Annotated in this window: 20 protein-coding genes and 1 pseudogene; 4 read left to right on the plus strand and 17 right to left on the minus strand. The window is 40.1% G+C overall.

Translation table 11 applies throughout. From position 1 onward, the window contains the following. The 10 genes from KNQ04_RS10665 to KNQ04_RS10710 form a co-directional block, all read right to left on the minus strand. Nucleotides 1-312, minus strand: coding sequence for a DUF5592 family protein (locus tag KNQ04_RS10665; RefSeq protein WP_026831506.1), 312 nt, complete (start codon nt 310-312; stop codon nt 1-3). A 4-nt stretch (nt 313-316) separates the two neighbouring features. Continuing rightward, on the minus strand, nt 317-2,248 hold the full coding sequence (locus tag KNQ04_RS10670) for a pLS20_p028 family conjugation system transmembrane protein (protein WP_353049719.1): 1,932 nt from the start codon (nt 2,246-2,248) through the stop codon (nt 317-319). Between the two features lie 24 nt (nt 2,249-2,272). Then, complete coding sequence (locus KNQ04_RS10675) at nt 2,273-2,701, minus strand: hypothetical protein (RefSeq protein WP_214850611.1); 429 nt, start codon at nt 2,699-2,701, stop codon at nt 2,273-2,275. 16 nt (nt 2,702-2,717) lie between these two features. Next, nucleotides 2,718-2,972: a hypothetical protein gene (locus tag KNQ04_RS10680; protein ID WP_088838321.1), complete on the minus strand. Its 255-nt coding sequence runs from the start codon at nt 2,970-2,972 to the stop codon at nt 2,718-2,720. A gap of 12 nt (nt 2,973-2,984) precedes the next feature. After that, the gene (locus tag KNQ04_RS10685; RefSeq protein ID WP_214850614.1) at nt 2,985-5,354 is read right to left on the minus strand and encodes a VirD4-like conjugal transfer protein, CD1115 family; all 2,370 of its coding nucleotides are present in this window, start codon (nt 5,352-5,354) and stop codon (nt 2,985-2,987) included. 22 nt (nt 5,355-5,376) lie between these two features. After that, nucleotides 5,377-6,471 (minus strand): hypothetical protein, encoded by a 1,095-nt coding sequence (locus tag KNQ04_RS10690; RefSeq protein ID WP_214850617.1) that lies wholly within the window; start codon nt 6,469-6,471, stop codon nt 5,377-5,379. Between the two features lie 92 nt (nt 6,472-6,563). Beyond that, entirely contained in the window at nt 6,564-6,788 is a 225-nt protein-coding gene (locus tag KNQ04_RS10695) for a hypothetical protein (RefSeq protein ID WP_050678812.1), read from the minus strand. A gap of 14 nt (nt 6,789-6,802) precedes the next feature. Next, entirely contained in the window at nt 6,803-6,991 is a 189-nt protein-coding gene (locus tag KNQ04_RS10700; RefSeq protein WP_119924117.1) for a hypothetical protein, read from the minus strand. 353 nt (nt 6,992-7,344) lie between these two features. Beyond that, nucleotides 7,345-7,833 (minus strand): helix-turn-helix domain-containing protein, encoded by a 489-nt coding sequence (locus tag KNQ04_RS10705; protein WP_214850619.1) that lies wholly within the window; start codon nt 7,831-7,833, stop codon nt 7,345-7,347. 938 nt (nt 7,834-8,771) lie between these two features. After that, nucleotides 8,772-9,533 carry a hypothetical protein gene (locus tag KNQ04_RS10710; RefSeq protein WP_214850622.1) on the minus strand — a complete coding sequence of 254 codons (762 nt, stop codon included), beginning with the start codon at nt 9,531-9,533 and terminating at the stop codon, nt 8,772-8,774. A 270-nt stretch (nt 9,534-9,803) separates the two neighbouring features. Here KNQ04_RS10710 and KNQ04_RS10715 point away from each other — a divergent pair, with 270 nt between their 5' ends. The 4 genes from KNQ04_RS10715 (at nt 9,804) to KNQ04_RS10730 (ending at nt 15,080) form a co-directional block, all read left to right on the plus strand. Next, the gene (locus KNQ04_RS10715; RefSeq protein ID WP_214850625.1) at nt 9,804-10,565 is read left to right on the plus strand and encodes a hypothetical protein; all 762 of its coding nucleotides are present in this window, start codon (nt 9,804-9,806) and stop codon (nt 10,563-10,565) included. Between the two features lie 81 nt (nt 10,566-10,646). Then, on the plus strand, nt 10,647-12,107 hold the full coding sequence (locus KNQ04_RS10720) for a MutH/Sau3AI family endonuclease (protein WP_214850628.1): 1,461 nt from the start codon (nt 10,647-10,649) through the stop codon (nt 12,105-12,107). Between the two features lie 491 nt (nt 12,108-12,598). Continuing rightward, nucleotides 12,599-13,615 carry a tyrosine-type recombinase/integrase gene (locus tag KNQ04_RS10725; protein ID WP_214850631.1) on the plus strand — a complete coding sequence of 339 codons (1,017 nt, stop codon included), beginning with the start codon at nt 12,599-12,601 and terminating at the stop codon, nt 13,613-13,615. A gap of 673 nt (nt 13,616-14,288) precedes the next feature. Continuing rightward, nucleotides 14,289-15,080, plus strand: a complete 792-nt coding sequence (locus KNQ04_RS10730; RefSeq protein WP_353049724.1) for a TIR domain-containing protein — start codon at nt 14,289-14,291, stop codon at nt 15,078-15,080. A 407-nt stretch (nt 15,081-15,487) separates the two neighbouring features. On the opposite strand, the pseudogene KNQ04_RS15645 reads toward KNQ04_RS10730, so the two are convergent. The 7 genes and pseudogenes from KNQ04_RS15645 to KNQ04_RS10760 all read right to left on the minus strand — a co-directional run. Continuing rightward, a pseudogene (locus KNQ04_RS15645) lies at nt 15,488-15,643 on the minus strand (IS3-like element ISBsp3 family transposase); the annotation flags it as partial. A gap of 751 nt (nt 15,644-16,394) precedes the next feature. After that, complete coding sequence (locus KNQ04_RS10735) at nt 16,395-18,092, minus strand: UvrD-helicase domain-containing protein (protein ID WP_214850637.1); 1,698 nt, start codon at nt 18,090-18,092, stop codon at nt 16,395-16,397. Then, nucleotides 18,080-20,137: an ATP-dependent nuclease gene (locus KNQ04_RS10740; protein ID WP_214850639.1), complete on the minus strand. Its 2,058-nt coding sequence runs from the start codon at nt 20,135-20,137 to the stop codon at nt 18,080-18,082. Before KNQ04_RS10740 ends, KNQ04_RS10735 begins: the two co-directional genes overlap by 13 nt. A gap of 284 nt (nt 20,138-20,421) precedes the next feature. Further along, nucleotides 20,422-21,582 carry a hypothetical protein gene (locus tag KNQ04_RS10745; RefSeq protein ID WP_214850640.1) on the minus strand — a complete coding sequence of 387 codons (1,161 nt, stop codon included), beginning with the start codon at nt 21,580-21,582 and terminating at the stop codon, nt 20,422-20,424. After that, the gene (locus KNQ04_RS10750; RefSeq protein WP_251137006.1) at nt 21,575-23,623 is read right to left on the minus strand and encodes an AAA family ATPase; all 2,049 of its coding nucleotides are present in this window, start codon (nt 23,621-23,623) and stop codon (nt 21,575-21,577) included. The genes KNQ04_RS10745 and KNQ04_RS10750 overlap by 8 nt, the downstream gene beginning before the upstream one ends. Nucleotides 23,624-23,649: 26 nt before the next feature. Beyond that, the gene (locus tag KNQ04_RS10755) at nt 23,650-23,904 is read right to left on the minus strand and encodes a hypothetical protein (RefSeq protein ID WP_214850642.1); all 255 of its coding nucleotides are present in this window, start codon (nt 23,902-23,904) and stop codon (nt 23,650-23,652) included. A gap of 19 nt (nt 23,905-23,923) precedes the next feature. Continuing rightward, nucleotides 23,924-25,315 carry a PDDEXK family nuclease gene (locus tag KNQ04_RS10760; protein ID WP_214850643.1) on the minus strand — a complete coding sequence of 464 codons (1,392 nt, stop codon included), beginning with the start codon at nt 25,313-25,315 and terminating at the stop codon, nt 23,924-23,926. Nucleotides 25,316-25,367 lie beyond the last annotated feature (52 nt).

Genomic DNA, 25,367 nt, shown 5'->3' on the forward strand with positions numbered 1-25,367 from the left:
TCACGCTCCTTTCGAAGATTCATTCCGGTCGGCCAACGCGATATAGGTGTCTTTCTTCTTGATCAGTGCGTAATAGAGCACGTGGACCATCCGCTTTTCCGGATTCGTCGTCGGTCGGATGACAAGGAAAAGTCCGAACCCGACGAGGAAACACGTGAACGGTAGATGCAAGACGTCCGGGATAAATGGAAGAGCAATCAACCGGACGATGATCAAAGCGACGAGAAATAGTAAATCATAGAGGTAGAGCATCTTGTTGATCTTGAGTTCGGTCGTGACTTCGTTCGGAATCCGGTATTGGCGCTGTTGCATGGTCTCACTCCTTTTTCGGGTCTAGACGCGGAACGTCCGTCGAGTACATCCGGGATGATTCCTCCGTTACGCGCGTCTGGGTTTGTTCAACATGTTTGAGTTCTTTTTGCGTTGTGGTCTCTAGTGTCTGATAGATCGACTTTCGCTGACGCTGCGTTCCGGATAGCGTCTCCTGCGACGATTCACTGATGGATGGTGAGCCACTGGAAGAGCCAGACAAGGTGACGCTCGGAGACACATTCTCTGTTGTTTCCACAGAATGAGCAGATGCGCTAGTAGTCGTTTTGTCGAACGGTGTCGAATCCTCTGGAGATGTAACAGAATAGCGATTTACTCCGGAAGTCTGTTTAGACTGTGTGACCTGATGAGATGTCGTAGGCGTTTCAGGCGCTTCGAACTCATTAGTTAAAGTAACCTGTTGTTCATTCGACGACACATTAGACATCTTCGGTTGCGTACCAGATTTTGTCGATTGCGAAATCGATGGCACAGGTTTTGCTTGTGCGACAGAGTCTGGACGATATGGAACGGATTCTGGTGATGCTGCTGCGGTCCCGCTCTTAAGCTCCGTATCGTACATTGCCGTGTCAGTCGACTCGACTTGCTGGTTCTCTTGCCTCATTGGGCGAGATGTCCGTTCTTGTGCTTGTGATGGAGTCGGAACACTCTCAGGCGAACGATCTGGACGACTCGCGGGTGTACCGCCATTCGGTGGTAACTTCGTACTGGCTGCTTCCGAGACAGAAGGAGTGGCAGGGCGTGCTGCCATCTTCATCGTCTGACCGGCGACACGAGCGCCCACTTTCGCGGTTCCTTTCCCGACAGCATACGCACCGAGTGCGACACCCCAACCGCGCTTCAGACCGGCATCAATCCCGAAGAGACGTTCGACCATGTTTGGTCCATCAATCAAAGCTGCGGAGAAGGCGATCAGCGCAATCAAATAGGCGAGTCCGTCAAGAGTATCGGCCAGGTATGCCGTTCCAATCGTATAAAGTTTGATGGAGACGAAGATCAGAATGATGACGAGAAAGGTGTTCAAGATGCTTTGAATGACCTTCTTCGTCTTTTGTCCGCTGTGTAGATCAGCGGGTGCCACTAAAATCGCCAAGACATAATTAAAAGCCAACTCGAACGAGAGTCGAGCCAGCTTGTAGGCAATCGAGAAGAGGGTGAAGCCCATCACCCCGAGCGTGACGAGGATTGTCAGCCAGTTCGGGTGATACCGGTAGTAATATTGGTTATTCCAATCAAGTCCACTTTGATCGAGTTCGCCTAGTACTTCTTCACTACCGTCCCAAAGGATAAATGATTTTGAAAGTTTTGATCCAGTAGTGGATACGTCTAGTTTATTGCTATCGAACACCTCATTAATCTGTAATCCTTTGATCAATTTGGTCGGAACATTATTTTTTACGTCATTTTCTGTATAGTTGTCAAAGTCATTTTTATCGTATGCTACTAAATCGTTTAAATTTTCTTTGAGTATTGTTTCAGATATAGTTTCCTTTTCAGAGCCATATATACTACCACTCTTGACTTGATTGACTGCTTGATCGGTGAAGTCATTTAGTTGTTTCATCGTAGGTGAGAGTAGTCCTAAAATCATCAGTGAAATGAAAATATTGATAAGAAGCCCTTCTCGATCGAATTTCTTTTGAAAAATGATAAGATAGCCTGTAAAAACAAAGCTAGCGGCTAATAGTACATACAAAAAAGGTTGAATCGTCTGAACGAATTCAACCACTTGAGGATTATTAAAGAATGTTTTGATCATCAAAATATCATCTGTAAGACTTTCGAGTGAATCGATCAACAAAGAAAGCCCTCTGACAAAAATCCATCCCACAGTTCGCAAAGCATCGTTGACTAAATTACTTAAGTTAAAAAGTCGTTCGAATTCGGTAAGTTTCTGGATAACCTGAGCATCAGACATATCTATCCAGACCTCCGTTTCATCCTATTTATTATTAGCTACAAACTCATTAACTGTATCAGTAAAGGTTTCATCGGTCAGGCGATTGACGTTTAGCGTATCTTTAATCTTACCTTTAGACATATAGTACAAACTCTCGCCCTTTAGAGTCGAGGTATACTCAAAGTTCGCCCGATTCACTATTTTTTTAGCATCAGGCTGAAAAGTATTATAGATGTGAATAGGTACTTCATTTTTTTTTGCTATGGAATCGAGTTTGTTTTGATATGAGCCAATATCTCCGTCTTCCTCTTTTAAAATCAGTAGGAATCCTTCCTGTTTTCCATCCATTAGATTTTCTACCTTGGATAACTTTACTTGATTCGCATGACTAGAGTCTTCAGTTTCACTACAACCGACTAAAAGTAACGCAGAGGAAATCAATAGTCCGGAGAGTACTCGTTTCGCTTGCATGCCTCCACCCCTTTTCCTATGATGACACTTGTTCCGGACCTGTCAGGTCATCATTGCTGACGTGGACCCGGAAATCGAATGTGTCTATAAGCGTAACAGTTTTTCGGTCGCCTGAGTCTGGGTCTTCTTCCTCAAATACGACTAAAAAGCCATCTTGGGTTTGGATGTTTAATACTTCACCACGACGGAGGCGCTTCTTGTTCTCCTTGATGATGGTCGCGATGACCCGGAGTTCGCGCTGGACGCGTTCGGTGCGTGTCAGTTCTGTCATATGATGCCCTCCTTAGACGCCATGACGAAGTTTCTCGAGTCGTTTACTGATGATCGTCTTCAAAAAGTGGCGCTGGTTGTCCGTCACAGGAATCGTTTTATCGGTGATGCCTTGCTCGAACGCTGTGATAGGTAGCGTGTCGTATTCTGTTGTCTCGAAGATGGAGCGGAGGATTTTCGGTTGCAGGACCTCACAGACACGCCATTCTGTTGCATCAGATGTCTCCTCATCCGTCTCAATGCTCTTCGATGCCACTGAGGGACCGAGTTGGAACGGGATTCGGAGCGTATTCAGGTCGAGATGGGCATGCGCGCATGGAATCACGAGATCGTTGATGGAACGTTCTGTATTAAAGTCATCCGCTAAGTATTCATAGCGGTATTTCATCGCCGTCCGTCCAGTCAGGAAGAGGGGATAGGACTGGATCCGTTTCTGTTGTTTATCTTGTCGTTTGATGACACGGATGATCAGCATCTCGCCTTCCTTCAGCCCCATCACTTCTGTTGCCGTCAGCAAGCGCCGGCCATCCACGCTTTCCGTCTTCGATTTCGAGAGTGAGAAGGTCTGTCCGGAACGCGACTTCGTGACAATCGTCTGTTCGCCGAGCTTCTTCGAAATCAATTCCGCCGTCGATTCGTCTGCCGTCAACAAGTAGTGCGTATTCCCACAGTTCCCATCGATTGTCTTCCAATCCTCCCCGTACAGATTCTCGAGTTGGGCGTAGGACTGGATGATGAGGTTGAAGCGGATGTTCCGACCGAGACAGACGGTGATGATGTTCGCCATTCCTTCGATCGCCGGCATGTTCCCGAATTCGTCGAGGAGAAAGATGACTTGGCGTTCACACCGTCCACTCGTCGCTTGTGAAGCGACGCGAGCCAGTGAGGTATAGACTTGTTTGACGTACAGCGAGGCGATGACGTTCAACGTCGGATCATAGTCTGGGACGATCAGGAAAACAGCAACCGGACTCGGATGTTGGCGGATCTCACGGATGTCGATCGGAGCATCGGTCGTCCAGTCGAAGATCCCATCCGCCTCGTCCTTCCAACCCGAGAGCGTCACGGTGTACTTTTGTCCTTCACTTTCCACTGTGATGGTAGATTCGACATCGAGTGTTTCTTCGTGATGCAGCACGAAACTCCCATCGTCGTCCGTCGTCAAGGCGAGCTGTTTTCCGCTCGGAAAGCAGAAGGTCAGTCGTGACAAGGGAAGCGCACGTCCGCGGATCCAACGGTTGAAGCCAATCAGTTTCATGTCGAGTGAGTTTTGTGCCGTTAGTCGTGCCGTCGCATCGAGCGTGAAGATACCGAGCTTGGCATTCGTGTTCGCCAGGATACTGGCGCGGGTCTGGCCGCCGGAGAAATGAAGCGTCGCATACTGCATGCGTGCCGGATGATTCTCTGGGAACACCGCGAAGAAGGCGTCAAGTGCCGATTGTTCCTGTCCCATGTCATCCGTGACTATCCGAGATCCGAGATCGGACAGCATCAGGGCGACGTTATACATCGTGATTTTCTCCGGTTCGTGTTTCGCTTGTTCACAAAGTCCAAGAATCAAGGCGGTACAGAGGTCCGTTGAGGAGTTGCTCCAGAATGGATCCTTTGCTTTCGGATCATGGTAGAGCATGTAGGCGACCGAACGGGCATACTGTTGGGCGAGGGAGTAGTTCTCGTCCAGATAAGCGTCGATCGTCAGCTGCAACAGGTTATAGGACATCGATTGGGACGGGTTCATCAGATTCAGGACCTCGACCTGATATCCGCGTGCCTCAAGCGTTTCTTTGGAGGCGGCGAATAGCTCTCCTTTCGGATCATTGATGATTAGACTCGCTTGACGTTCGGCACGACTGTAGAGATCAATCGTCGAGAAGACGAACGTCTCGCCTTTCCCGGACCGGGTTGTCCCGATGACGAGATTGTTGACGGCACTGTCATCGATGTAGAGGCGATCGCGATAACGGCCGACCGGGACGCCACCAGATCCGGTGTACGTCTCTTTGCGGTCTGGAACGTCCCGATACTGCTGTTTCAGCTCTTGGAACGTCGTAAAGCGGGCACTTCCTTTCTGGGCTGCCTTAAGATCGCGGAAGTTGAGCCAATACTTCAATAAGAGAAACCCTCCCAGGAGGAAGCAGACACCGAACAAAGCGAAAGCGAGGGAGGTCGACCAGGCAAGCGTCGTCCACCAACTCGATTCGTATTGAAGCGGGGAACCGGTCGTTAACTTCCCGTCTTGGAAGAGATTTTGGATTGTCTGCTGCAGGAACTGAAACGCAACATTGAGTACTAAGAACAATACAATTGGTAAAGCGATCAAAAAGGCAAGGCATCGCCACAGCCAAGCGAAGGTAGCGAGGGAACGAAGCGAGAAGTTTGTCATTATTTCAGTCACCACACTTTCATTACAAAAGAGAAGAAGCTTGTCTTTGCTTCGCTTCGAGCGACTCATTGAGCTTCTCGAGTTCTTTTTTGTCCGTCTTCTCAGATAACTGTCGTTTTTGATCTTCGAGTGCTTGAATCTCTTCATCCAGTTGGACAAGTGTTACCACTTGCTGTTTCAGTTGTTCGTCTTGGATCATCTTGACGCTTTCTTGTGCCTTCGTCACATCTTTCAACGCGATGTAGGCACGTGTCTTCGCCTCCTTGCGCGCGGTCGTCATCTCGACGTTCGGGATGGAGACCGCACGTTTATAGTCTTTCTCTAGGATGGCGAGATCGAAGGCACCTTCATCCGTTGGATGGAACGCTTGGAAGGCTTGCAATGTCTCTTGACGGTCTGTAGCAAATTGCTTCGACTGCATGATGATCGTCTCGACGTCGATCGGATCGTTCGTCACAGCAACCGCCTGATCGTAGTCTTGTCTTTCGACGTACTGGGTAATCAGGAACTGTTGTTGTTCGTTACTCAATGACTTTTGTTTTTCCAGACGCTGCATGAGTGGATCAATCTTGCCATTTAACGCTTCTTCATAAAGTGGTTGCCAATCCCCTGACGATGCTGCACGGACATTGCTTGGTGAGTCGGGCTGTGTCAGTTGAACGATTGATAGCGCACCGAGTAGTAAAAGACTCACACCACTGACGCCATAGACGAGACGACGCTGTCCGCGACGTAAGCGAGAGACGTGTGTCGTATCCGGATGTTGGTGAGTCGCTACAGTCGTCATCGTCTTATAGGATTCCGGTGTCAAACGTTCTAAGTTTTCGAGCAACAGGATCTTCTTCGTCGCATCCTCCTTCCGGATTCGGATGCGTGGGATCCTTTCCTTCAGCTGTTGATAAAGGTTCGGATAGATCGTGTCACCAAACTGGAAAGTGCCTTTATAGACGAGCTGATCGGCATCATCGAAAATCCGAAACTCGCTTGCGAACCGTTCGTTCACTTGCTGTGCCTCTTGATGCACTTGCGTCGATAGTAAAAGCGCCTCCTCATACGGGAGACGTTCATAGTTCGGTAAGGCTTCTTTCGGTACGTCGGTGAAGCGGACAAAGAGCATACATTCTCCTCCTTTGAAGCGAGACATCTTAATGAAGACAATAAAAAAAGCCATCCAGTTTGGAATGACGGTCTGTTTGATCGCTTGTTAGACTAGAATTTGATGTTGTCGTTGACCATCTCTGCGAGCGTGAAGGCACCCATGACGATGATCAGACCGACGGCACCACCGACGAGCCAACCGACTGCCTTCGAACGTCCCCGGTCGCCGCCGAATATGAAGTAGAAGCCACCGACCGCGAAGGCGATCGCTGCAGCGATGACAGCCAGCCCCTGAAAGAACTGGAGTAAGCTGAGTCCTGTCTCATTCAAGCCCATCTGATTTCCTCCTCTCAATCCCGTGAAGCGGTAACGGACGATGTGAAGTTCAGTTTCGAGTCGAGCGCTTCTAAGATCAGTTCCTGGTTCTCCTGGATGACGAGCTGATGCTGGGCATCGAGCCACTCCTCATAATCTTTCCCCTGAATCCGGAGTAACTTTTCGGCAAAAGTCTTGTTCTGCTTCTGTTCACGTGTCGGCATAGCGTACACTCCTTCCTTGAGGTTGATGCGCAGCAGCACATCCTTAAGGACAGTCGGAGTCAAACAAGGCGGTGGGTTTGGAGCAGGTTCCCCCACGAACTCTGACATCCGATATCGGACGTTTGTTTAGGGTTTTTCGATGACCCTCAACGAATACGTGACCTGTGGGCGAGTTTTAGGCGACTCTCGCCGAACCATTTCTGCGTATATCCCACTCATCCGGTCACAGATGAGGGACACGCCAATATGTGATTGGAGGGACTGTCCTTAGCGATATGCTGCTACGGTCATCATTTCCTCTTATCCTTGATTAAAATTTTTCAATAAGTAGATAAATATTCATAGATTGTTTATTAATGATGAACAAGTCTGCGACGTGAGACGTGGATCAGTTCATCATTCGGATGCTTCCGTTTTGCGATGACCTGGTTCTCCCCGACGACGGTCCGAATCCGGTAATAGATTTGCGAAATCTCTTGCGTCTCCTGGCTATCTTGTTCGATTGCAATACGACCATGTAGCTGGTATGTCTTGCCGTCGAACGTGCGAACGGAATCTGCTAGCGGTAGTTCTGCCAAATCGAAGCGTTCTTGTTTCAGGTTCGACCAGTTCCGTTTTTTCTCCACCCTTAAGTCGAATTCATCCCAGGGGATGGATCCTAGCGTCTGCTCACAGGCCGTCGCGAGGATTTGGACATCAGAGATAGAAGGAAGCGAACGATTCCGCTCGTAGGCACTGATTGCTGCCTGTGAGACTTCTCCGCATGTCTTTTCCGACAACTCGACCTGACTCCACCCATGCTCTAGACGTTCACGTCGTAACCACTCTCCGAATCGGTACATAATCATGCTCCTTTCCTTTGAGGACCAATGTATGACAATGTCTTCCTGGTGATGATTTGAATATAGCAGATTATTCTGTCGATTCAATCGTTAATTTGATATTTCAAAAAGGTTACGTTTGTCGAATTTTGACGATACAGGCTATAGCAATGCCTTCATGGATTTAGTTTAACGATATAAAGTGATTGTGTATTCAAACTGTAAAGTATCTTTTGGGGAAAATTGCAAAAAGATTAACTTCACGCTTATCCATAAAATTGGCTCATCACCATAAGGTGTAGTTGACACATCGTCTTTCTTTTCCAAGAAGAAGTAGAGTTTTATACGTGAAGCTATCAGATTAATATTAAATAAATCACTCATCCTCGCTTTCGACTCAGGCGCGCGGCGCTCACGAAAATCGTCAGCAAATCGATGAGATGACAGTAAGATTAAATTGCAAGACGCGTCACGCCCATAGCCGGATTCGACGAAAAAACCAAACGCCTTATGCAGGTTTACAGAGGGAGAATCATTACGCGCAAGGCGATGACCGTTTTCGAACAGGAGGATATCAGGAGATTGAAGTTAGAGTCGATTGTCGTCCGCATTTTCGGAGCGAAGGGCAACACGTAGACAAGTTCTCGAAGCTCAGCCTCGTCGCGAAGTCGACCCTTTCCACGGCAGAAAGCGCGAACCTCAAGGAATCCTCTATGACAAGAGCGAGATATGCCTCCTGCTCAACATTTTCGAGACGCAGGAGGGCAGTAACCAAATCGAAGATGTTTTCGTCGGATTTAAGCATCTAATTGTTGCCGGATGATTTAATCAAAATCAATCTAAAGTGGACGTAGCAGAAGATATATGTTTTTGTGGCCGAGGAACGCTTTTGAACAGAGCTCATGACATCCTCGTGGAGTACTCGATATGAGGACTTCATGAAGATGTCGTAGATTTCTTTACGTTCTCACTTCAGAGGATTCCTCTCTATCCGAACACTCATCAAAACATTCCGGAATCTCCCGTAGACATACAATCCTCCCGGTCTGATAGATAACCTTCTTTAAGATTCCATTCGAAACGAAACACTTCATCTGTTCTGTTTTAAACTTTAAATATATGTTAATATCATCTTCCTTTTTCGACTTTCTGCCGAACTTATCCCAATAATATTTTTCCCCCTTTAATCTCTTATGCTGTGAATTTATTTTTTTCCATGACATTCTAAGTCTACGTCTATATCTACTATCCATGACTCTATACTTATGGCCATTACTTTTTGATAAAAAACTTATCCAGTGTAGGATCGTCTTATTCTTATCAGCTTTCCTCAATGGAAAGAGTGGATTTCTAGGTAGAATCGAGCAGATGAACATGGTTTTCTGATTCTCCTCCTTCTCCAAGCATTTCTCCGATTCATTGATTGGCATCGTAGTAATGTTGAAGTTTATTTTTTCTCCAGTAATTTCATAAATTTCTTTTATTACAAAGGCACTGTTGTCCTTTAGAAATACTATATAATCTTCTAAAGTAAAAAATTCACCGACGAAGGTTTTACCCTTTTCCTCTTTATTTTTGAATGTTCTTTCATTTCTTATTAAAAGCTTGAGTACAAGACTCTCCATTTCCCCAGAGGTCAGTTTCTCCAGTCCAAACAGCGCCTTGAGACCATTCAGCCATGCGTATATTCCACACGTCGGTCCATTCTGTACTACTATCATTGAGAAAACACTCCCTCTTTGTTATAAGTCCACTTTTTTCTTAGGTCGAAGTGCACTGCTTTTTCTTTCTACTCTTGAATGTAACCTCTAATAATTATAATAAATTATGTATGGATACGTATATTTTTTCATCATGGACAATTTTCCTGAACAATTATTCCTGGTGTTATATAATTATGGGTGATGAAGACAAAGAGGACCAGTTTCATTGATTGAACGAATCCACTTACGGCCTTCGATATAAGACATGCTAATGAAGGGTGATATCACATGAGTAAATTCTCTGAATCGATCTATGAGTCCTATACAGAACTGGAGGACTCCTCTGAGAACCTCTGTCGTCTGACCATGGTACTCCATAGACAAAGAGAGTCTTTCAAAAATGAGCTTCGGCAAGGCTGTGACTTGGCTGACGTAATAGCTAAAGCGGTAGACCTCGAACCACCTACGGACTTCATCAGAAGCTACCTCATGATGTACGAACGGGATGCCTTAGCAAGAATCATCTCGACCAGTGACTATCGTAGCAAAGCTCCTGCCATATCGTTCGAATCAGAAGCCACTTACGCCCAATCACTGAAGCAGTTCTGGGATGCTGCCAGCTCCGTAATCGGTAGGAGGAACATGGACTTACTCCTAAGACCTGAACTCCCGAACACGCCAGATTTTAAAAACGTCATCTCCATGGAATCCATACTGAAGCAAGTCGTCAATCCTTTCCATATGTTCTCGATGACGAAACAAGAGATAGAGAAGGTAAATCAGATATTAGAATCGACCCAAAAGCGGACGAAGACCGTCAACTACCTAATCAACCAAATCCAGCGCTCCCTCTATCTCTCACATGTCCAAGAGAATGCGCATAGGAGGATGCACGCGAACCTTCAGACGATACTCATCAAGGGCGGACTGGCACATGGTCATGAGGATGACGCGACGAAGGGGACGCTCAAGAGCGAACTAGAAGAGTTCATCATGTCCATGAAGAGGTTCTCGGAGGAGCTCTGTAAGGTCCACGTAACGTCTGATTGATGCTCGCCTTTTTGGCCAGCCGATGTCAACCGATGTTCATTCATCTAGAAATGGGTACAAATACAAAAAGGATGTGACGTAATGCAACGACCAGAATTCACAAAGACTCAGCTCGTCAATCTATTAGAAGATGCGAAAGGACGTACACTCGGCGAAGTGGACGTGAAAAACGTGTTCAAGATGACCGAGACCTCTACGAAAGTGACAGGAATAGCAGGCTCCGTGATCGAACAATCGCTACTAGGATACAAGGCGAATTCAAATCCCGAGCCCGACATCATCGTCGACGGCATCGATTTCGAGGTCAAGACCACCGGCTTACGAAAGCCCCGAAAGAAGTCCTCGACAGCGAAGTTGGAGGCAAAGGAGCCTCTTACGATAACCGCGGTGAGGGAGAAAGAAATCGAAGATGAATTGTTCCATGATTCGCATTTCTGGAAGAAAGCCCAGAATTTATTGCTCGTCTATTACGAGTATGCTTCTCCTAAGACCGTGATCGCATCGAAATATCGTGACTTCCCTTTGGTCGGGTATCATTTTCATACCTTCTCGAAAGAGGAACGCTCAACACTCCAGCATGACTGGGAATTGATTCGCGACTACATAAAGAAATTACGACAAGAACAAAGCGGAGGAGCTCCGGACTACTCCACCCTCTCTTCCGCGTTGCGAAAGCAGCTCACCTTCCTCGGCACATCACCGAAGTGGCCGAAAAACCCACGATTCCGAATCAAAAGGGCGTTCGTCTCGAACATGTACAATAAGTCAGTAGGAAAGACGTACGCATCGATGCCAGAGGACATCTCGACGATGGAGGAGCTGGAGGTTGAGCTCAAGAGGTTATCGAAGGAACATGTTGGCCGGACCGCTCGCGAGCTTTGCGAAACGTTCAATATCAAGCATGGCAAGAAGGCACCGAAGTCCATGGCGGAGTCGATCATCGTCAGGATGTTGGGGGCGAAGGGAAAGGCGAGTAACGTCGATTTCTTGTCGAAGCTCAATCTGTTAATGAAGTCGATACGTCTGACGGAGGAGGGGTTAAACGTAGAGGATACGAAACTCTTCCCGTTAGACCTTACAGAGACGCTGGATGAGGCCGCGTATGAAGAATCACTGATCTATTACGAGCTCCGAGATACGCAACTTCTCTTCATGATGTTCAAAACGGTGAAAGGCCAGAATCGTCTTGACGATGTTTTCCAAGGCTTCAAACATTTCGTCATACCGGAAGAGTTAATCGAGGAGGATGCCCAGAACACTTGGACGGAAATCCGTTCCATCATGTCCGAGAACCGCTTGGCAACCGTACCGGTCCTCAACAAGGACGGCACACAGAGATTGACCCCTAAGACAAAAATACCTATGGAGGCGACGAACCTTCCCAAGTCGAAGGAATACACGTTCTTCCTGAGAGGCACTAGCAGTGACGCATCGAACAAGAGCGTTCAAATCAATGGCATCCGAATCTATCGACAGAACATCTGGATGAAGGGGAAAATCGTCGCCTCCCTGTTGAATGAGACCCCTTTCATCGGACAATAATCCCTCGAACTCCCATATCGAATAAACATCAGAAAAAAACGGACCCTCGGTTCGTTTTTTCCATTTCACAACCCTCATGATATGCACATGCACAAAATCCACTGTATCTCAATGAAAGTAAATCACTCATTAATATGAGACAAAAAATGCTTCATCGTCACTCAATCAATCACGAGGTGCCGCGTGTGTACTGCGAGACTTCCCACCCCATCCAGGACTCCAGAATGCTCATAATCTTGTTATGTAAACCTTCACATCCTCTTCTAATTTACTTGTGATAATTAGACATTATCACAAGTACTTGTATGTTATAATGAATATATAAATTATATGAAATACATCATTAATTCGATTTATAATCAATAATTACGTACATATATAAGTAATAATTTAATGTAATACACAAAATACAATCGATTATGCGATGAATATAAATAATAAGAGGCCAAAAGAGGAAGCGTCGAGTAGTTGAAACGAAGGAGGATGGGACCATGGGGGAAGAAGTGAAGAACGAGGTCGAAATCAGTGAGGCGGCGGCGCTCGCGTTCGCCGACAGCCGGGAGAAGCTGTTGGCCGTGCTCGAGGACGACCACCTGAACATGGAGGCCCTTAGCGACCTCGAAATCTTCGAGCTGTTCTGGGCGACGGAGCTGTTCCCAATCTACAGCCAAAAAAGCCCGCACACGAAGCGGGCCTATAAACAGGATCTTGATTATATTCTGCGTTTCTTCGTGACGAAGACCCAGGGCGTCAAGCAGCTGACGATCCTCAACCTGCACGAGTACCTGAAGGACGTCCACGACCAATACGCCCCCCGGACCGTCAAACGACGTAATGCCATGCTGCGGCGCTTTCTGCGCTTCCTGCATGTCAACGACTACCATGCGCGCGACCTGTCGCTCCAGGTGAAGGACCAGATGAAGCCCGAACCGCTCCGTCGCGAGATTGACTTCGACGAGATGGAGGCGATCGCCCTCGCCTTCCGCCATACCGTGAAGCAAAAAAAGAACCGAGAGCTGTTGCAGCTGCGGAACGAGACGATGGGCTATCTACTACTAACTACAGGCATGCGTGCTTCTGAATTACTATCACTTCAATTCAGTCACGTTCATGAAACCCCTTCAATGAACTATATAGAAATCAAAGGAAAGCGTGATAAATGGAGACGTATACCTTTGTCAAAAAAATCACTTCATTTGATTCAGCGACTAAAAATGTCAATGCAAATCGAAGATTTTAACAATCCTCATATTTGTTTTAATATTCAATCAGGAAATGACTCCATTTCATACGAGGCTCTGAGATTAATAACACAGTCTGCATCATTACAACTGACTACAAAAGCCAATTCGCCACACTGGTTCAGACGTTCGTTCATAACTAAATTGTTAGCTGACGGCATCTCGTTATATGATGTCATGAAAGTGTCAGGTCATGAATCCATACAAACTACCAACAAATACATTCAAGATGTACAAGATAAAAAAATAAAAATACCCTTTGAATAATTCTAATTTTTCATTTCATTGCACCATCCTATTCTTTAGTTGCATGTTGATTAGTCTATGCTCTAAAAAAATTCAATATAGTAAAAATCTATACGTAGGTTGGAAAAGTTATACTTCTAAAAATCCTTCAAATAAGAAATTCTTTAGGGGCAAGAAACCAAAATATAGAATTTCAATCAATCAAGATGATAATATTCTCTCTGGTAAAGGACTTGGTGTTTTTGATTCTGTTTTCATGGAAGACTTAACAGGATTTAGACATATCAATCAAAACAATTAGGAGTTCACTTTTAAAAAAGAGTCATGTATTGACTACAGCGCTAAAATCTACACTGTGAAAAATAATTATCTCATGTCCTTTAGATATGATTACAAGAAAAAAATTACATCTATTCAAAGAAATAAACGACGTTTTTTACCTAAAATATTCTGTTCTAAAATACCATTTTTAGTGGCATATGGTATGAGTTTTTCGCGATTTTGACGATGTCAAGGAAACACTAAGTTACTCCTAAACTAGCACGCTGAATGACAACAGTTTCCACTCATGCTCTTTTTATGCTCTTTTTTATTTATTTTTTGAGAATCTATAATCCGTCTTGTTTTTATATTTAATAGTATAATCAAAACACGAATAAAAATTTTAAAAGAAAGAGGCGATTTTTTGTCCACTGTGTCTTACGAAAAGAAAAAAGAAATACTAGATGATCTAATGACAAAAGCATCTAAAATGAAGTATGAAACTAGACAAAGTGATCTCCAAATTTTCACTCAAGAACTTCATACTGTGTTACCTTACGTATTCGAAAATCACAAAGAAAAAATCGCTAATTTCTCTAGAATAAAATTTCGACCCGCTATATTTTCAACTGGTGATAATACTCGACTGTTTACAAAAGTATTCATGGACGGGAAACAATCTACTATAGATTTCATTTCTGGATTGATTCACGCAATCGAATTCGAACATTCTATTGGCATCAAAGAGGCGTCAAAAACGCAACTCACTCAAGAAAAACCAATAGAAAACAAAAAAATTTTTATAGTACATGGACATGATGAAAACTTGAAAAGTGAAGTGGCATTATTTGTCGAGCGACAAGGCTTAGAGTCAGTTATACTACACCAACAAGCTAGTGGTGGGAAAACAATTATCGAAAAACTAGAAGAAAGATCTGACGTTGGATTCGCAATTGTTTTATATACACCGTGTGACGTTGGGCGTGTTTCTACCGCAAGAAGAAACAATCCACGTGCTAGACAAAATGTAGTTTTCGAACATGGTTTTTTTATAGGGAAGATCGGAAGAGGTAAAGTCGTTGCTTTAGTAAAAGATGGTACTGAAATCCCTAATGATTACTCAGGAGTCGTTTATGTTAACCATAATGAAAATGGTGCCTGGAAAACTGAAATCGGACGAGAATTAGCACATGCAGGCTATGCTATCGATTTTATGAAATTCTAATAAAAAATTATAAAAACGGTCGATTGCGGCCGTTTTTTTCGTACTTGGCTCTACACCGATTCCATTATTATTTTACGAATTTTTTTATGATAATCAATTCGGTCTATGAACTATTAAAGTTAGGTAAACTATGTTTCACACTGAGCATGATTCCGGCACTTCAATGACTATTATACGCGTGACCTGTCGCTGCAAATGAAGGTATAGCTCCTTCGACAAAATAAAATTAAGCATCACACGGTAAGCAGAAAAAGAATCGTAAGCTTCTACAGCTGTGGTGAACTGACCCTTAAAGTTTGAACAGTATAATAAAAGCCCCTTTATCATTTTAAGCTGCTCTGATATGACTATGGTATTGTATCGGAGTCAATTTTGTAGTTTCTATTTTTTTCGTTCGTTGTTTGCTTAATCATGTCCAGGTCAAAGCCGCTTTCCTCAAAGATTTGTATCGGTCGCTTACTAGCTAAATTCTCACGTACAGCGTGAATCTTAAATTCTCCTTTGTATTGAATCGCACGATTTGATACAGAGGCTACGTGAAGATTCGCTTCAAGTTGTCTGATTTGATCTGGATTGAAGGTTCACCTGTTCATGAATGGTTCTCCCGTCTAAATTAAATAGGTACAGTATATCGATATCTTTAAACACAAAAAAACCCTAATGGGGTCTTTTATCAAGTGTCCACCATTCAGGGTTCAGTTCATTTAAAAGTACTAACATCGGAGGTCTTTTTTATGAATAAAAAACGTATATTCAAGTGAAGTAAATATTTCAGTACTCAAAGAAAAACTGAGTGGCGAGTTAACAACGAAAGAAATCATGGAGCGATACGGAACCAGAGATAAAACTCAATTCAAAACATGGATGAGATGGTATTGCTCTAACCAACCTTATCGATTTGATCAGTCTATTGGAAAACACTATACCTATCGACATGGTCCAGATTCTGCGAGAGAGGAAGATACGAGAGAACGACAAATTTAATTTACTGAGAAATCACACGACATCTGGACGAGTTATAATTTACTTGAATTATTAAAACGAAAATCGAATAAAAAATAAGGTGTGCCGACTACTTAATCAAGTTGTTTATATGTGTCTTATATCGCTAGGTCAACCTAGTTGCAATTGATATTACAATTTGTCTTGCAAACTAATTACGTTATTACAGTAAATCCGTTAGTTATTAAGCATTGAAGTAATGTCCAGAACTTCACGCAGAAGCACAACATAAATGTCCCATTTATAATTTTTGTTTTCTCAATAGTCATTTCATCTAATAATATCTTTCTCTTATTGATAATAGATTCGTTTTTATTTATCAGAGAGTGTGACACAGATGATTCCTAATTTCTCTAATTTTTTCATCTCACTATTCGAGATTTTTGGTGAATTAATAAAAAGGTTTTCTTTAGCTCTACTCGATGCCACGTAATAAACTCGGTGAACTTCATTCGTTAAATCTGGTGACAATAAAAATTTCAAATTGTTCTTTTCGTTTGTATCATTCAATATAACAAGAACATTATCGAATTCGTCACCTTTTGATTTGTGAATAGTCCTAAATAAACTTGTATCATCTACGATTTTCACATTAAGTGCTATACTTTTATAAAAAGTTTGTTCATAAAACTCACTTATACCGCCGCTAGATACTTTCGTTTTAACACCTGAATAATTATAAATATAATTATTGTAAAAATCTTTAATATTATTCTTTGAAAATACCTCATAGCAATCAAGTAATCTTTTTAAATTAATGAAAGCTTCTTCTTCTGTAAGAGGATTCACTTTATGATACGCTAACTGCATGAATTTTATTGCTTCTTTTATTTTCATCTGATGAGCATATTCAATTGACTGAACAATAAACTGTATCATCCATCCTCTATGACCGTCTCCATACCTTAAATCCACTTTTCCTTCATCAGCAGATTCAATATCGAACTTAAGACTCTTGGTATCCTCATTTTTATAACTTAATGTACAAAATTCTTGCTTAATCTCGGAAACATACTTATACGCAGCAACTGAATTTCCTATTAATATAACAGGTGCATCACCTTGCTTTTCAGAAGGACTAGATTGTTTAAAGTCTCTTTCTGATCGAATATGATTTAACAAAGAAATTATTTGAGTAGTCGAGCGATGATTATTTTCCAGATAGTAATTTTTGATATTTTTTAATTCAAAATTCTCAAATAGCATTTCGTCAGTTCCTTGGAAAGAAAAAATAGATTGGCAAGGATCACCTATTACACCTACAATGGTTTCTTTTTGTGCAATTATCTTAATTATTTCAGCCTGAAGTGGACTCGTATCTTGAAATTCGTCTAATAACATATAAGGAAATTTTGCTCTGAGAATCCTATTAATTTCATCATTTTGCTTTAATAATTTATACGAAAAAAACAAAACATCGTCATGACTTAAAAAACCATTTTCCCAGCATATCTCTTTATAAATCATATACGAATTTTTTTTAATTGAATGACTTTCGATTTTTCCTTGATAAGCTTTCAAAAATTTTAGTTCAAGTGATTCATTTTCCAAATGCCATATAAGTTTTTTTAAAGCATCAGAAAGTTCTTTGTTATTTTTTTCTTTAAAATAAGAACTGCTCCTATCTTTAAATTCTTTTAACAACGATCTAGTTAAATTAACTTCATCATGACCATTTAAAAGTTCAATGCGAAACGGACAATCTTTTAAAGTCCATAGATAGGGCTTTATGACATGCTTATAAAGAAAACTGTGAATTGTAGATATTTCTACATCACTGCTTGCATCTTTTAATCTGTTTTTAAGTGTCTCCACTCCGATATTTGTATATGTAATACAAGCTATCTTTTTAGATTTATTTAACTTAGTTGAATGTTCTAAGATTCTTTTAATATGTTTTGTTAAAAAAGTAGTTTTACCTGCCCCTGGCCCAGCATAAAGTCTAAAATGGACATCTATTGGAACAAAATCTTCACTGCATTTTAATTTTGTAGCTTTTAACAAATCCACGTTATCGCTTCCTTAATATAATCTGGGGGTACAATTTTTTCTTTAGAATTATCTTGTTTTGATATTGCGTAAACTAATTCTTGTGCAACTTCACCTTTTTTTATTGAACTCAAATAACGATCAGCAAGTATTTGTATTTTAAACTGCTCACTATCTTTATCATTTAATTTTTTGCTATTTAATAACCGCTTTAGTTGTTCTTTATATTTACTCTCTTTCAAAATATCTACTATATCTTTTATAGTTTTTTGTTCATCAGCTATAGCGATCATCATCTCAGTCAGTTCCTTTTTATTAGAGACCGAATCGGTTATTAACCCTACATTAGTCGCATTACTTAATAAAAGATTGTGCTCAAAAGTAGAACTTTTTTTAAGTTCTTGAGTGTATATTTTGATTTGTTCATGGTCACTAAACGTTAATGATTGAGTTATTGAATTCGATGAAGATTTATATTCGTAATTCTCTTCATCTAAGTTAAGAAATAGTGGAGGACATTTTATCCAAGAGGATTCATTTTTATTTTTCATTACTGGATCTAAATCGGTTATACAAGCAACTTTTTTCTTTATTGCATGTTGACTTTTTTGTGTATCAAATAATTTTAAAAAATGTTCAAAGTATCGTCCGCCAATATTAATAATAGATGTATGTGTATCAGCCAAATCTATGCCCATTGTCTCTGCGAATTCAGGAACTAATAACTGTTCGGCCAATCCTTCAACTAGAATTAGTTTTTTTGAAAAAAACATATCTGCTTTTGTTGCATCTATAAAGCGCTTGACATAGTTTTTAGATTTTCTATCTTCTAATGAATTTGTAAATACCTTACCTGGATAAGCTACCCCTGTCTTTTTACCATCTTTTTGCAAAACAATTAAATCATCTAAATCAACAGCAGCTGTAATATTAGGAGAGTGAGTAGTAATAAAAATTTGGTTTACTTCCATTGCTCGATTTTCTTTTAAAAATTTTAGAAATTTGTACTGCATACTTGGATGTAGATGAGCCTCTGGTTCTTCAATAGCTAATACTGAGTAATTTTTTGCATTTGCACCTAGATATTCACCTGATGCATCTTTTTGCATTTTGGCTAATAAAAGTGATATGTAAATTAAATTATTATATCCAAGTCCATTATTAATAGCAGGTAGCTTTATACCAGTTTCACTTTCAACAATAAGTTTCAATGCTGAATAAAGTTCAGTATCTAAAATAACACCGTCAAATGATGTTGCCATACCATCTAACCCAGCACCTGTATCTCTAACATACTTAAGCATATGTTTATTACCTTCTGTCATACGGTCCTGTAAAGATTTAATTAGTTCTTTTGCTTGTAATGAAAAAGCTTGTTTTTTATTTTTTATTTCAGAAATTTGCTGTCTTTTATCTAATGTTTCGTTTGTTTTAATTTCATAATCCATGAAAAAATCAATTATTTCTTTTAGCAAAGGATTTTTCCCTGAAAATAAATCGCGCTCCACATCACGAATTGCGCTTAAAAATTGAAAATCAAATTTTTTGATACTTTCAGCATCTACAATATTTAAATGATCAGGATTTCCAGCAAAAATTTTGTATGTATACTTCCTTAAAAAATCGTTTCGGATAATGTTCCAGCATTCTTCTGAATCAGAAATATCTTGTAAATTTCTTTTATACTCTTTCTCTTCTTTTTCGGGAAGAGAAAATTCATATGTCAATCTAGCTTCATAAGGACTTTCTAATTTCGTCAGCCAACTTGCTACTGTTATGATGTCTTCCGAGTATTCTTCTTCCCCAACAGATTCAACTAATATTGCGGATATTCTAATTTTAGGTGGATTTAACTTTAAACTTTCGATTGATATATCTCTGTTAAAATCATCAATTGATAAACGTTTATTTTTTCCATTACTAAAAAGTAAGTCTAAAGCTTTAATTACCGTAGTTTTCCCTGCATTATTCTGCCCAATAATTACATTAATACCTTCATGGAATTCAATTTCTGTCTGATTATTAAATGAACGAAAATTTTCGATTAATAATTTTGAAATGTACATTTATTAATCTCCCTTTATTATAGTTTCATTTTTTTTACTATATTCAATTTATCATTTTATAAAAGGTATTTAAGAGAGGAACTATGGAATAATCAAATTGACAGCAACAACTAACATAACTTCTAGAATCAATAATCGACCAATAAAATTCGAAAAGTTAAAAGAACATATAAGGTCATTTCTGAAGAAGTATTTTGATTAATTTGATATAATCTCCATAAAAAACTTATTTCAATTTACATACTAATTTAAGAGTAAGACATAACGAAAACTAGTTCTTATCATTATAATGGATCCATTAAATCAAAAACAAATTTTGACAGAGGTCGTTCATGGAAATTGCTTTGTTCTAAATCTACTCCATATAGAAATAAATTTTTTTGAGTTTCGTTAAAATTCAAATCCGAGAATATCTTATCCATTAAATGACCATAAGATTGGTTATATGTTTGTTTTTTCAGTAAAACTTCTACAGCAACATTCTTGTGAATATTGTATAGGCTATCTAACTGAAAAGTTTCGATATGATCTTTGTATTTTTCATTATGGACAATATTAATTTTCAATCCTTCGACATTACCTCCAAAGAATAACGATAAGTCAGCATCTTTTTCAATCATAAGCTTAAAGCAAAAGTCAGAATAGTCTATTTTTTGTGTATAGGGATGAAAGATTCCTTTTATCTTAGTCCCCTTCAATCTAGAATTACAGATTTGACAAGAAGGAACAAAATTATATAAAGATAAGGAAAATAATGTGAATTTATCTTTATTATAAAAATGATCTAAGTCTGCAGAACTTTTGAGTTCCCCATTTTTTTTGAATTTAGAAATGTAATTGCGATTACAATAAGGACAAACATTTATATCTAATTGAAGTAATATTTCATGCCTTAAATTTTTATCGACATTTTCAAGTTGGTCATAAAAAAATATTTTTTTTACGAAATTATTTAATTTATTAAATTTTTCAGTGAACTTTTGTATAAAAATTTTTAATTCATCATCGGATTTACATACTTTACTTAAACTTGAATTAAGCCAATGGTTCTTAAGCCATGTATTTTCACCATATTCCGTACTTATTCTGCTTTCTATGAAGTGCCTTCTCGCTTTTTCTCGAAGATTCCCCCTTTTTATGTTATGTAATTCCACTTTCATATCAGAATTTGCTGATTGACAAAATTCAGCCGACATCATATAGAGATTTATCTCTGCATAATTTTTTCTAATTATATCAATTCTACTTATCAGCAATTCCTTCACTAAAGATTTAAATTTAGCTTTTGTATCCCCTAAGAAATCAATCATTTTTTTACCATTAAGCAAATTATCCGCTGTTCGATCAAGTAAATCGTATTCATTCAATAGCTTGCCCTTGCCCTTCATTTTGTCATAGTAGTTCATACTATATGTTTGAATATTTCCATCATCTAAGTTAATCATACTCATTACCCTTTCTTATTTCATATTCCACTTCTAACAATTCTCTTTCGAGCCTCTCTTTTCGTTTTAACAATGCACTTTTTTGCATATTTGATTTTGTAAGTTTTTCTTCCATAAATGTAGTCATCGCTTTTTTTATCAAAGGATCATCTACCAAATCAATCCTTTTAATTATACTCTCTATTTTTTCAATATTATTATTTGAATATGAGCCCATAATTGGAATCTCGTTTATATCTTTTTTTAAATGTTCAAAAAATATATTAGCTAATTCTCCAACGGGTTTTTTCATAAAAAAACTTTCTTTTAGTAAATCATATACGTTACTCATTAAGCCGAAATCTGCCTGAGTTACTGTTCTTATTATCTTGTTTGACTTAGGTTCTTGATCTATATGAATGCATGTAATGAACTCTTTAGGTATATCTGAGACCATAAATGGAGAATGCGATGTAATAATAACTTGAAACGAAAAACTATTTTTAAAATTTCCCAACATCTCATCCAATGTACTAATAAACCTTCTTGACCATTCTGGATGAAAATTCATATCAGGCTCATCCAAGAGAATTACACAACTTTTGTGATTCTCAGTTTTAATGTTTTTTATTGACTTGTAAATATTAGAAAAACTTTTTATATATTGAATTTCTCCACTACTAAGACTAGACATTTTAAAATCAAACAAAATTAAGTTTATGTAAGGTAAAAAATTAGTTTCTTCTATTTTTTTCATTATTTGCAAATAGTCTTGGATAAGTCTTCTATATTCAACTTTTTGAAATATTGGTATATTAATTTCTGACTTTGTAATAATATTACTATCCGCTATGCTATCTAAAAAATTTAAGTGCAGCATAATAATCATCATATAGATTCTTGTATTCTCATTAACAGCATTATTTAAATTTAAAATTTTTTCTTTTTCAAATTCAATGTATGTTTTGTTAATCAAGTCACTATATAAACCTTGAACTTGTTCTCCGTCTACTGATTCATTTAACTTAAACTTATCACTTATAGATTCAAAAATGGAATTTAGTAAAAATTTTTTTCTATTTTCAAAACTAAATCCGGGCAAGCCTACATCGTAATCTAAGTTAATTTTTTCGTATTCATTCTCACTTAATATTCTTATATAAATAGTTTCTAAATAGTTAAGAATAAATGAATGTCTAGGTTTTTGGTTTTTATCCAAAACCCTTTTTTCATATCTATTGATGTCATAATAATTATCGGTGTATCTACCGCCATAAATAGTTTCCATTCTGTTATAATATTTTTTTGAGTTTCGGATTATTTCATACCCATCAGAATAATATTTATCTTTTACAAAAACTTTAACTTTTAACCCTATACCTCTAAAATACGTTTTATCGTTCGCTAAAATATTATCAATATAGTCCACCATGTCTGTAATATCTGGATTTGAAGATACTATTCTTTTGTAATTACTCGCACTACTTCTATCATTAACATTTTTTTTGTTGTTTATAACAGGCTGTATATTCTCTAGCCTACTATATACATAAACAAGATTTTCTAACTCATCGTGCATTAATTTCACCTGATCATAGTCAAAGATATTTTCAAACTCTTTTTGATTATCTTTTGTTGCTTTTATTTGCATAAAAAGATTTTTATTTAGATTAATTTTATTTTGCCCAAGATACCTTATATTCTTAAAAGGTGGTATTGAATACCCTTCAAGTATAAAGTTATTAGTATCAAATCCTAAATCGTATACTGCAAGCCATTTATAGTTCCTTCGATTATTAACTGAACCTAATTTAAAATCATTAGTACTCCCTAAAGCATCTAGAATGGTAGATTTACCACTACCATTCTCGCCAATAATTAGATTGATTTTATCTACATTAAATCTTTCAAAAAAGATTTCTGAATTAATCAAATTATATTTTATATTTAGAGTGTGTGTCTCTTTGTCATAGTCTACTTTGTATTTACTAGAAAATATAAATTCTTGCCTATCAAAGCAATCTCCTAAATTCTCAACATAAAGATAAATCAAGTTTCTCATTTTTTTCAAAAAACTCACCTCCACTTTCAGTCTTCTGTCCCAAACTTATCCGTGTTTTGATTAATCGGTGCGAATATGATTTCATACTTACTCCCTCTAAAATCTTCTACAGCAAATGTCCACTCATTCGATACATCAATGAAATCGAACTCTAGCTCTTGTTCAAAACGTAGAGCTAGTCGTTCGACTACATATTCCGTCATCTCATAGACAGACTCTCCGATTGCTTCTATCTCTCCGCGTTCGAATTCTTTCCCGTTTCTCGACAAAATATAAGTCATCTTTTATGGCCAATCCCCCTTACTCATAGATACTATCCAGATACGCATCGTGACTGCTGTAGACCTTCTCGAACTCTCTAGAATAATGATGATTACTACGGTTCACAATGTTGATCAAATCATACTCTGTCATCTCTATTGCTAGCAGTGCTGATGCTTTCGATTGAATTTCTTCTATTGATAGGAGGCCATCTTCCTCCATTATCCATTCCATGAACGAATCCGGATTTGGCTTCTTCAATGTCTTGATGAACACAATCGACTTACCTATGCGTAGACTCTTGAGTACACCGACACGTAAAAGGATGCTTTCATAGAACAGGTCCTCGAAACCAATTTCTTCGAGTGGATGAGTGAATCCGTCCTTACGTAACGAGACGAGCGTGAAGAAATCACCTTCGGATACGTATGACTCGACAGCTTCCCGATAATCCGAGATGTCCCTCTCCGACACGCCGGCCCGCGACAGACAACAATCCGTGATGTAGAACCCTTTGTCGAGTAGGATCAGCCGCGCATGTCGCTCCAGGTTCTTCAACAATCGGCCGCCCATGTCCGTTCGGAGGACCCGATGTTGCTCGGTGCGGACATAATCGTTCGAGAAGATGAGTTGCTCGAGATACGCAGTCGAGTTCGGGTAGCGTAGTCGGACCGCGAGTTGATCATCGACCCTGTATCCGAGCAGCTCGGCATCAGCTGCCGTCAGTCGTTGCTTGTCATACGATGGTACCGTCCGACGGATGATGTCCACGAAATCCTCGACGGCATAGCCGTCTTCTATCAGGTCTGATTGGATTGCTGCCACTTGCCCCGCCTCCAGGTCCGTCCGACTCCCCTCCTTCTTCATCCGGATAATTGTCTTCCGTTCATGGATGTCCCTCACCAAGTCAGAGATGTAGCTGGCGTTGAACCAATATCCTTGCTTCGTGATGGCACGTCCGTCCGGTAGCGAGCACAGGTCCGCGGCGTTCGATGCCTTCGTTTTCGCATGGAGGACCCGGTTCTCATCCTGCTTCGGAAGGTTGTTCTTCATGACCACCTTGGTCTTCTGCTGGACCGGTGTGATGACGATGCCTTCCTCGGTCGTCTCCTTCACCTGTCTCCAGAACCGCTTGACGGAACCCTCCAACTCCTTCTCCGACATCGACCACAACTTGTCCCCGATAAAGATCGTACGTCCTTGCTTGTCAGTCCGGAACGTCAGCAGGACGAACACCGTCTCCTTGAATCGACGATATACCTGACTTTCCTGCCAAGGCTTTTCGATCCATTCCAGGAAGTCGATAGTGTCCAGAGACATCAGCTCCTTCGGTCGTCCCTTCTCCGTCAGGTTGATTGTACGGACGGAGAGCTCTGGTTTTCCGGATTCTATCCGGAGACGTTCCACCTCGTCCTTCACCGACTCCACCATACGGCTCGCCACGTTCGTCAGTCGTGCCTTGCTCTTGTTGAGGTCCGGGTTC

It is taken from the genome of Exiguobacterium sp. s193 (assembly GCF_018618755.1).
GTDB lineage: Bacteria > Bacillota > Bacilli > Exiguobacteriales > Exiguobacteriaceae > Exiguobacterium_A.

Bases quoted from the DNA above. Each gene is read 5' to 3' on its own strand.
- KNQ04_RS10670 (WP_353049719.1), bottom strand. From the start codon at position 2,248: ATGTCTGATGCTCAGGTTATCCAGAAACTTACCGAATTCGAACGACTT.
- KNQ04_RS10705 (WP_214850619.1), bottom strand. From the start codon at position 7,833: ATGTACCGATTCGGAGAGTGGTTACGACGTGAACGTCTAGAGCATGGG.
- KNQ04_RS10690 (WP_214850617.1), bottom strand. From the start codon at position 6,471: ATGCTCTTTGTCCGCTTCACCGACGTACCGAAAGAAGCCTTACCGAAC.
- KNQ04_RS10755 (WP_214850642.1), bottom strand. From the start codon at position 23,904: ATGACTTATATTTTGTCGAGAAACGGGAAAGAATTCGAACGCGGAGAG.
- KNQ04_RS10720 (WP_214850628.1), top strand. From the start codon at position 10,647: ATGCAACGACCAGAATTCACAAAGACTCAGCTCGTCAATCTATTAGAA.
- KNQ04_RS10745 (WP_214850640.1), bottom strand. From the start codon at position 21,582: ATGATTAACTTAGATGATGGAAATATTCAAACATATAGTATGAACTAC.
- KNQ04_RS10685 (WP_214850614.1), bottom strand. From the start codon at position 5,354: ATGACAAACTTCTCGCTTCGTTCCCTCGCTACCTTCGCTTGGCTGTGG.
- KNQ04_RS10680 (WP_088838321.1), bottom strand. From the start codon at position 2,972: ATGACAGAACTGACACGCACCGAACGCGTCCAGCGCGAACTCCGGGTC.
- KNQ04_RS10725 (WP_214850631.1), top strand. From the start codon at position 12,599: ATGGGGGAAGAAGTGAAGAACGAGGTCGAAATCAGTGAGGCGGCGGCG.
- KNQ04_RS10665 (WP_026831506.1), bottom strand. From the start codon at position 312: ATGCAACAGCGCCAATACCGGATTCCGAACGAAGTCACGACCGAACTC.
- KNQ04_RS10750 (WP_251137006.1), bottom strand. From the start codon at position 23,623: ATGAGAAACTTGATTTATCTTTATGTTGAGAATTTAGGAGATTGCTTT.
- KNQ04_RS10675 (WP_214850611.1), bottom strand. From the start codon at position 2,701: ATGCAAGCGAAACGAGTACTCTCCGGACTATTGATTTCCTCTGCGTTA.
- KNQ04_RS10740 (WP_214850639.1), bottom strand. From the start codon at position 20,137: ATGTACATTTCAAAATTATTAATCGAAAATTTTCGTTCATTTAATAAT.
- KNQ04_RS10695 (WP_050678812.1), bottom strand. From the start codon at position 6,788: ATGGGCTTGAATGAGACAGGACTCAGCTTACTCCAGTTCTTTCAGGGG.
- KNQ04_RS10760 (WP_214850643.1), bottom strand. From the start codon at position 25,315: ATGGTGGAGTCGGTGAAGGACGAGGTGGAACGTCTCCGGATAGAATCC.
- KNQ04_RS10715 (WP_214850625.1), top strand. From the start codon at position 9,804: ATGAGTAAATTCTCTGAATCGATCTATGAGTCCTATACAGAACTGGAG.
- KNQ04_RS10710 (WP_214850622.1), bottom strand. From the start codon at position 9,533: ATGATAGTAGTACAGAATGGACCGACGTGTGGAATATACGCATGGCTG.
- KNQ04_RS10700 (WP_119924117.1), bottom strand. From the start codon at position 6,991: ATGCCGACACGTGAACAGAAGCAGAACAAGACTTTTGCCGAAAAGTTA.